Annotated in this window: 6 protein-coding genes and 1 pseudogene; 5 read left to right on the forward strand and 2 right to left on the reverse strand. The window is 70.7% G+C overall.

Annotation, left to right across the window (positions count from 1 at the left end; all coding sequences use genetic code 11):
- Together AB0G02_RS18495 and AB0G02_RS18500 are read right to left on the reverse strand one after the other, a co-directional pair.
- Nucleotides 1–2,080: AAA family ATPase (locus tag AB0G02_RS18495; RefSeq protein WP_360795598.1), on the reverse strand; the 2,080-nt coding region annotated here is incomplete at its 3' end.
- 145 nt (nucleotides 2,081–2,225) lie between these two features.
- Nucleotides 2,226–2,555 (reverse strand): trypco2 family protein, encoded by a 330-nt coding sequence (locus AB0G02_RS18500; protein ID WP_360795601.1) that lies wholly within the window; start codon nucleotides 2,553–2,555, stop codon nucleotides 2,226–2,228.
- A 686-nt stretch (nucleotides 2,556–3,241) separates the two neighbouring features.
- On the opposite strand from AB0G02_RS18500, the gene AB0G02_RS18505 reads away from it, so the two are divergent.
- The 5 genes and pseudogenes from AB0G02_RS18505 to AB0G02_RS18525 form a co-directional block, all read left to right on the forward strand.
- Nucleotides 3,242–3,712 carry a superoxide dismutase gene (locus AB0G02_RS18505; protein ID WP_360795604.1) on the forward strand — a complete coding sequence of 157 codons (471 nt, stop codon included), beginning with the start codon at nucleotides 3,242–3,244 and terminating at the stop codon, nucleotides 3,710–3,712.
- 145 nt (nucleotides 3,713–3,857) lie between these two features.
- Complete coding sequence (gene dusB / locus AB0G02_RS18510) at nucleotides 3,858–5,006, forward strand: tRNA dihydrouridine synthase DusB (protein ID WP_360795607.1); 1,149 nt, start codon at nucleotides 3,858–3,860, stop codon at nucleotides 5,004–5,006.
- Nucleotides 4,999–5,460 carry a hypothetical protein gene (locus AB0G02_RS18515; RefSeq protein WP_360795610.1) on the forward strand — a complete coding sequence of 154 codons (462 nt, stop codon included), beginning with the start codon at nucleotides 4,999–5,001 and terminating at the stop codon, nucleotides 5,458–5,460. Before dusB ends, AB0G02_RS18515 begins: the two co-directional genes overlap by 8 nt.
- Nucleotides 5,461–5,700: 240 nt before the next feature.
- A complete protein-coding gene (locus AB0G02_RS18520) occupies nucleotides 5,701–6,504 on the forward strand; it encodes a GGDEF domain-containing protein (protein ID WP_360795622.1) in 804 nt (267 codons plus the stop codon).
- A gap of 210 nt (nucleotides 6,505–6,714) precedes the next feature.
- A pseudogene (locus tag AB0G02_RS18525) lies at nucleotides 6,715–7,769 on the forward strand (hypothetical protein); the annotation flags it as partial.

Below are 7,769 nucleotides of genomic sequence, written 5' to 3' on the forward strand. Positions count from 1 at the left end.
AGGCCTGTACGGCTTCGGTGATGGTAGTGAGTGCGTCTTCCCGCTGCCCCAACTCCGCCAGGCGGATGGCCTGGTTGTTGAGGCTCATAGCGAGGCCGGGGAGAAAGGCGTCCGGGTCACTCAGAACTTGTTGGCGATGTGCTTGGACTATGCGTTCACCGAGTCGTGCTGCCCATTCGGCCAGGCGATGGCTGAACCGAGGAAGGCGGTCATGCAGGGCAATCAAGAAATCGAGGTCGGTGCCGGGCGCGTCGCCGATTTGCGTCAATCCCGCCACCAGCGGCTCCGGGTACTCGACCTGGGTGGCGACCTGAATCGCAGCCTCACCAAGCGTCCGAGCGTGGCGCACGCAAAGTGCGGTCAACTGGTCGTCTAACACGCCGTCGAATACCGCATGGCTGGCGGCGCGGCAATACACCGTCAACAGCCGCTCCGCCTGCTCCACAGAGACTCCCGACGCCAGACGGTCGGCCAGGTCGGCACGCTGGTGGAGGTTCCGGCCGACGAACCGCTCGGCCAGCCGGTCTGGCTGGGGAACACCGAACGGCACCCCACCTGCCGGGGGGTACAAACCCGCGATCCACTCGACCACCGCATCCCGCCGGTCCCGAGGCTGGTCGGCCAATCCGGCTACCCGACACAGCAACGCATCGGCCTGGTCTCGGTCGTCCGCGCCGACCAGGACCGCCGCCGCCATGGCGTCACGTAAGGTCGACCGCGTCAGGTCCAGACGTGTTCCCCAGTGATCGGCAGCGCTATCCCAATACCGCTGCTCATGCTCCAACAAGCGATCCTCGACCTCGCCCGTAGAAGCCACCGGACCGTCACCGATCTCCGTGTCGACGTCGAGGAGGTCGGCCAGGGCCGTCATGTGCAGCGTCAACGCCCCCTGCAACCCTGCACCGGACAGATCCCGCCCGGCGTAACCCGCCCCCAGATCCGGCCAAGATCGTCCTTGCAGACCCCGCACCCTCGGCAACGCCGCCCGGAAGCCGCGAACAGCCTCCCCGTAGGCCTCCTCCCGACCTTCTACCTCCGGTTCCAGCGGCGCCAACCCGATCACCGGTGACCCGTCCAATAGCATCGACGCCACCGTCGACACGGTGCGCAACCGGTCCCACCACTCACCGGCCGTACGCGCCAGCAACAACACCTTCAACGGCACCCCGCCACCATGACCCGCCGCCACCCGTAACAACGCCTCCAACTGGGCGGTGCGGGTCTCGGCGTAGTCCACGACCAACAGCGTCGGCACCGCCGCATCCGCCACCATCGCCAGATCAGCTTCCGCGCAGTGCGCGGACAGCCACACCACCGCCCACCGCGCACCCAGCTCCCGACTCAACTGGCGCGCCAACCGGGTCTTGCCCTGCCCGCCCGGACCATGCACCAGACACGCCCCGAACCCCTCGACAGCCGCCCACTCCTGCAACCCGGCAAGCACCTCGTCCCGGCCGCGGAATGGCACCACCTCCAACTGCGGATGCAACAACCAGGCAGGCGACGGCAACACCGCAGGCGTCGGCACCCCGACCTCCGACAACCCGACGAACTCCACCGGCACCAACCCCGACGACCCGCCACCGTGTTCGGTCAAAGCCGCCCGAAAACCCTCGTCGTGGTGCAGCACGTACGCCGGTACGGCCGTCAACCGCATGTGCCCGCTGTCCGCCTCATCGGCCATCACCACACCGATCAACAGATCACCGCTGAACAACGCCGCCCCGGACAAACCACCCCACGGCGAACCACCGCCAGCATCCGGCCGATGCCCCTCCACCGCCATCACATGCCGATTCGACACGGGCAGGTCACCCGGGTTCAACGACCCCGACACATGCGCCAGATCGACCGGCATGCCCTTTCTCTGCGCCCGCTCCGGCACCCCGCGCGTCTCGCACCGCAGACCAGGCCGCTCGGTGACCACCCGACCCCACACCACCGGCTTCCCCCGCGGCTCGACCCACGACGGCGAATCGACCCGCACCAGCGCGGCGTCATCACGCCCGCCCGCCGTCCCACACCACACCACCGAGCCCGCGAACACCCCCGCGTGCCCCGGCCGGAACACCTCCACCACCGCACCCGACGATCCGACGACGTGAGCCGAGGTCAACACCAACCGCGGAGCGACCACGTACCCCGACCCTGGCCCACCTGCCGACGTCACCCCCACCACACGGTTCCGGTCCACAACCACCCCTTACACGCGACAACCGGACCGATCAGGGCTCGATGTAACCGGACACGTCACCCGGCCCGGACGGGCGCGACCCAGAACCGCTGACCAGCAAGTCCTCGCCGTCCTGTGCCTTCGGCGTCAACGACACCCGCACCCGATGCGTCGCCACCCGACCCACCCCGGTCTCCACCTCAGCCGCCACCACCCACGCCTTGAACCCACCCTTGGCCTTGGCGTCCGCCTTCAACTCCACCCCGAACTCCAACTCGATCGGCCCCACCACAAAGCCGATCTCCTGACCCCGCCCATACGCGACAGCTGTCAGCAACTCATCACGCAACGACGCCACCGCGTCAGCCAACTCGATCTCCATACCTACCCTTATCGCCCAACTACCGGTCACCGCTACGCCACACGCAGCCCTACCCGATCAACCTTGCTGGCACCCCGCACAATTGCGGAACACAACACAACGAGATCAACCTGAGCAGACCCGGACCCCGGACGAGCGCCAGCGGGGTCGACTTGCCAGGGTGGGCACGGCGCTCGGCTGCCGCACCTGCGGACAGCTCAACGCCTTGACGGCATCGACCTGCCCACAGGCTTGCCCACGGAACATGCACGGAACAGAGTGCATCGCCACTGTCTGCTGTAGTGGAGAATTGGCAGGCCACAGGCCGTTCGTCGCTCTAGACCATCGATCCTGCGCAAGGATCTTGACAGATAGTGTCACGAGCGGTCGGTGAGCGAGCATCGCGGACGATGGCGGGCAGCTTTCGGCAGCAAGATCAACTCCCCCGGCTACCCCCGACTAACGACGACAGAGGACCACGTCGTTCGATCCACAGTGGTGGTTCACGTTTGGAAATCTTGCAGGTAGTGGTGGGTGCTGAAAGGTGTCGACAGACGACAAGCGGGGAAGATCCACAACCTTCGGGTTCAGGGTTCGAGTCCCTGGCGGCCCACCATCGTCTTCGCATTGCCGACCGGCGGCGCGGGTGCCACCGGAATGGGTGATGGCGGTGGCGGGGGGTGGGGGGTGGCGGATAAGCAGTGGGCATGTACTTCGCTGTGGCACTTGCCCTTGTGGCCTCGTTCACGACCGCCTCAGGGGAGCTGACCAGCTACGACGCGCGCGTGCCCGCGGGGGCGCGGGCGGAGGTGGTGGCCGGGCCCCTCGGCGGTGGCACCGTCGTGATGTTGCGGACCAGTGGTCTGCTGCCCAACCGCGACTACGGCGCGCACGCGCACGTGAACCCGTGCGGGCCGGCGCCGGGTGACGCCGGGCCTCACTACCAGCACGTGCAGGGCGGTGCGACGGATCCCGCGTTCGCCAACCCGCGCAACGAGATCTGGCTCGACTTCACCACCGACGCGAACGGGCGCGGGGAGGCGGTGGCGCGGGTCGGCTGGCAGTTCGACGAACGGCGCCCGGGGTCGGTGGTGCTGCACGAGGAGCACACGCACACCGAGCCCGGTCACGCCGGTACCGCGGGTGCCCGCCTCGGTTGCCTCACCGTGCCGTTCTGACACCGGGGAGGAACGGAGGGAAGGGAGGAGGTCGCGCCCCAGGCGGGGTGAGGTCGGGGGCGGGAGCGGGGAACGACCGTGCAGGTCCGCCCTCTTCGCTGGTGTGGCACCCACCACTAGCGGGGCTGGGCGACAATGGAGGGCGATGTCCACCGCCCTGCACGCCACCAAGCCCCTGAAGATCGGCCGGTACCCGGTCGATCCCGCCGTCGTGCTCGCACCGATGGCGGGCATCACCAACGTGGCCTTCCGGCAGCTCTGCCGCGAGTTCGGCAGCCCCACCTCGCTCTACGTCTGCGAGATGATCACGGCGCGCGCGATCGTCGAGCGCGACGCCAAGACCATGCAGATGATCACCTTCGGGGAGGGCGAGAGCCCACGGTCGATGCAGCTCTACGGCGTCGACCCGAAGTCGATGTCCGAAGCCGCGAAGATCATCGTCGACGAGGACCGGGCCGACCACATCGACATGAACTTCGGCTGCCCGGTGCCCAAGGTGACGCGCAAGGGCGGCGGGGCGGCCCTGCCGTACAAGCGGCAGCTGTTCCGGCAGATCGTGCGGGCCGCGGTGCGCGCCGCCGAGCCCGCCGGGGTGCCGGTGACGGTCAAGTTCCGCATCGGCATCGACGACGACCACCTCACCTACCTGGACGCGGGCCGCATCGCCGAGGACGAGGGCGCGCAGGCGGTCGCGCTGCACGCCCGCACCGCGGCCCAGCGCTACTCCGGCCAGGCCGACTGGTCGGCCATCGCCCGGCTGAAGGAGGCCGTGACCGGCATCCCGGTGCTCGGCAACGGCGACATCTTCAGCGCCCGCGACGCCCTCGACATGGTGGCCCGGACCGGCTGCGACGGCGTCGTCGTCGGACGCGGCTGCCTGGGCAGGCCGTGGCTGTTCGGGGAGCTGCAGGCGGCGTTCCGCGGCGAGCCGATCCCGCCGGGGCCGAGGCTGGGTCAGGTCGCGGCCATCCTGCGCCGCCACAGCGTGCTGCTCGCGGACTTCCTCGGTGAGGACAAGGGGCTGCGCGACCTGCGCAAGCACATGGCCTGGTACCTGAAGGGCTTCCCGGTCGGCGCGGAACTGCGGCGCAGCCTCGCCATGGTGTCCACCCTCACCGAGCTGGACGACCTGGTCGGCAGGCTCGACCCGACGCTGGAGTTCCCGGACAACGCCGACGAGCCGCGCGGCCGGCAGGGCTCGCCCGGCAAGGTCGTGCTGCCCGAGGGCTGGCTGGACGACCCGGAGGACGCCACCGTGCCCGCGGGCGCCGACGAGATGCACTCGGGTGGCTGACGTGGCGGTGCGCGTCGCGGCGACGGCGGCGGCGTGCGCCCTCCTGCTGACCGGCTGCGCGTCGTCGGTCACGGGCACCGCCCACCCCCTCCAGGTCACCGACGTGGAGCGCGAGCTGGTGACCGGGTACTTCGCGGACCTCAACGAGGCGGGCGGGGAGGGCGTGTCCGAGCAGCACGACCTGCTCGGCCAGACCCAGCACCCCGACTTCCGCGACGACAAGTGCGAGCTGCCCGCGGGCACGGTCCAGGTGCAGCCCACGATGTCGACGCTGCGCCTGGACCCGGCGTGGGCGCCGCCCGGCCAGGACCGGCACCCGCGCGGTGTCGTGCTGGTCGTCGCCGTCACGGTGACCGTCATGCAGGAGGGCTCCGAGATCGGCAGCCAGATCGGGTCGCAGCACGTCGTCCTGCTCAACGGCAAGGCCTACGGCTTCGCCCCGTGCGTCAATTGAGGCATCCCCGAGCCGCTTGACCACGCTCAGCAAGCTTTGAGGCCGATTGATCACCGAATGTCACTAGTTCGGAGCAGTGCACGGTCAACCAGTCGAGGGAAATCCCTCTATGACGCGTCCTGCTAGCTCAAGCGTCGCCTCGTATCAGACGACACCTTGGCAAGTAGGGAGGTGAGCGCGATGACCGCACTGCGACCCGAGGTCGCCGAGTCCGACAGCGACGGCCAGCCCGGAGGGGGTATGCCCGCGTCCGACAGCGAGGGCACCGGCCTGGTGCAGCTGCACGAGTCGATCGCCGCGCTGCTCGCCTCCAGGGGCCAGTGGCGGCAGGCCTACCAGCACCTGAGGTCGGCGTTCGACCTGGTCTACGCGGACCAGGACGACCCGCCGCACGTACCGGAGCAGCTGCGGCGCGAGGTCGACCGGCTGCGCCGCGAGCACGCCGAGGCCCGGGAGCAGAGCCTGCGGGACAGCCTCACCGACAGCTACAACCGCCGCTACCTGGACGAGCGACTGCTCGACATGGTCGCCCAGCGCGGTTCCACGGCGTCCGGCCTGGCGATCGCGTTGATCGACCTGGACTGGTTCAAGCAGGTGAACGACACGTTCGGGCACCTGTTGGGCGACCGGGTGTTGCAGCGCGTGGTCGAGCTGTTGCAGGAGGAGCTGCCGGAGGGCGCGTTCTGCGCCCGCTACGGCGGCGAGGAGTTCGTCCTCGTGCTGCCCGGCGTGGAGCCGGGGCCGGCGGTCGAGATCGCCGAAGCGGCCCGGATGCGTGTCGAGCGTCACGCCTGGGCTTCGCTCGCGCCCGGTTTGCGAGTGACCGTCAGCATCGGGTTGGCCCACGAGCCACCGGCCGCGGGTCCGTCGACGCGGTCGCCGGTCGCTCCGGAGCAGCAACTCCTGCGCGCCGACAGCCTGCTCTACACGGCCAAGCAGTCAGGACGCAACGCGGTCGCCTACCGGGAGAACGGACGCGTCCGCCTCGCGGGGGCCGCTTCCGGGCGACGTGGCATAGCGGAATCGCGGGTCGCCGGTTACTGAGACCGGAGGGCAACTCACCCTTTCGGACGTAGTCTGCTGCGCGCAACCGAGTACTGCCGACCCCTGTATCACCGGGAGTGGTCGTCAGGACTGGCCGTCATCCGTAGTATCGCCAAGGCAAGTGACACGCCGTTGGTGCAACCAATGTGTCCTTGCCGTCGTCAACTCGTGATGACGACCGACTAATGACCGAAGCTGAAGGGAGACCGGGTGCCCGACGAGCCCCGCCGTGGCGGCCCCGGACCCGGAGGTGACCAGGCCCCGCAGGACGACCAGCCGACCGGCCGTCGCCGCAGGTCGCTGGACAGTGGCGGGTTGAGCGTGTCCGACCTGCTCGAGCAGCACAGCCGCTCGAACATCCCCCGCCCGGTCCCACCCGGTCCGTCGGACACCGGCAGGCGTGCCGCGCCCGAGCCGGAGCCGCCGCGCAGACCCGTGCCGCCGCCCCCGAACGGCAGGCACAACCCCGAGGCCACCGGCCGCCGTGCCGCCCCGGAACCGCCGCGCAGGCAGGCCCCACCGGACTACCAGGCCCCGCCGGAGCACGCCCCCGAGGACACCGGCACCCGGCCGAGGCCGACGACCGGCCCACCGCCGGTGGCGGGCCGACGTCCCGCCCCGCCTCCCGCGCCGAACGACTTCTTCGCCCCGACGGGCGAGGGCACCGGCACCAGGACTCCGCGCCCCGCGCCGGAGGACACCGGCGCCCGCCGCCGTCCCGAAGAGCCCGGCCCGGCGCACCCCGGCCGTCCCGCGAACGGGTACGCCGGTCGACCCGACGAGGTCGACCCGAGGCGCCCCGCGCCCGCCGCCCCGCGCCCGCCCCTCCCCGGTCCCGGTGAGGTGGCCGGTGAGCCGAGCAGGCGCATCCCGGCCGCCGGCCGCCCCCGTCCGGAGGGCGTGGACGGGCCCCGCGCACCCCAGGACCCGGCCGCGCCGCCCCGGCGGTCCGCCGACGGCACCGGCCGCCGCGCCCGCCCCGACCTCCCCGGCACCCCGCCGGGTCGACGGCTCCCGGATGGCAGCGGACCGCGCCGGCACCCCGAAGACCTCGCGCCCGGGAGGCTCCCGGACGGCAGCGGACCTCGTCAGCGGCCCGAAGGACTCGCACCGGACGCGCCCCGGCGCGCACCCGAGGGCAGCGGTCCCCGCCCACGACCGGAGGACTTCGCGCCTCGACGGGCACAGCGGGCACAGGTCGGCGGGCGGCTTGTACGTGCGGGTCTGCCGGTGCGCCGGCATGGCCACCCACTCGCCGGTCAACG

Origin of the sequence: Actinosynnema sp. NPDC023658, from assembly GCF_040639995.1 — a bacterium.
Lineage (GTDB): Bacteria > Actinomycetota > Actinomycetes > Mycobacteriales > Pseudonocardiaceae > Actinosynnema.

Bases quoted from the DNA above. Each gene is read 5' to 3' on its own strand.
- AB0G02_RS18500 (WP_360795601.1), bottom strand. From the start codon at position 2,555: ATGGAGATCGAGTTGGCTGACGCGGTGGCGTCGTTGCGTGATGAGTTG.
- AB0G02_RS18505 (WP_360795604.1), top strand. From the start codon at position 3,242: ATGTACTTCGCTGTGGCACTTGCCCTTGTGGCCTCGTTCACGACCGCC.
- dusB (WP_360795607.1), top strand. From the start codon at position 3,858: ATGTCCACCGCCCTGCACGCCACCAAGCCCCTGAAGATCGGCCGGTAC.
- AB0G02_RS18520 (WP_360795622.1), top strand. From the start codon at position 5,701: ATGCCCGCGTCCGACAGCGAGGGCACCGGCCTGGTGCAGCTGCACGAG.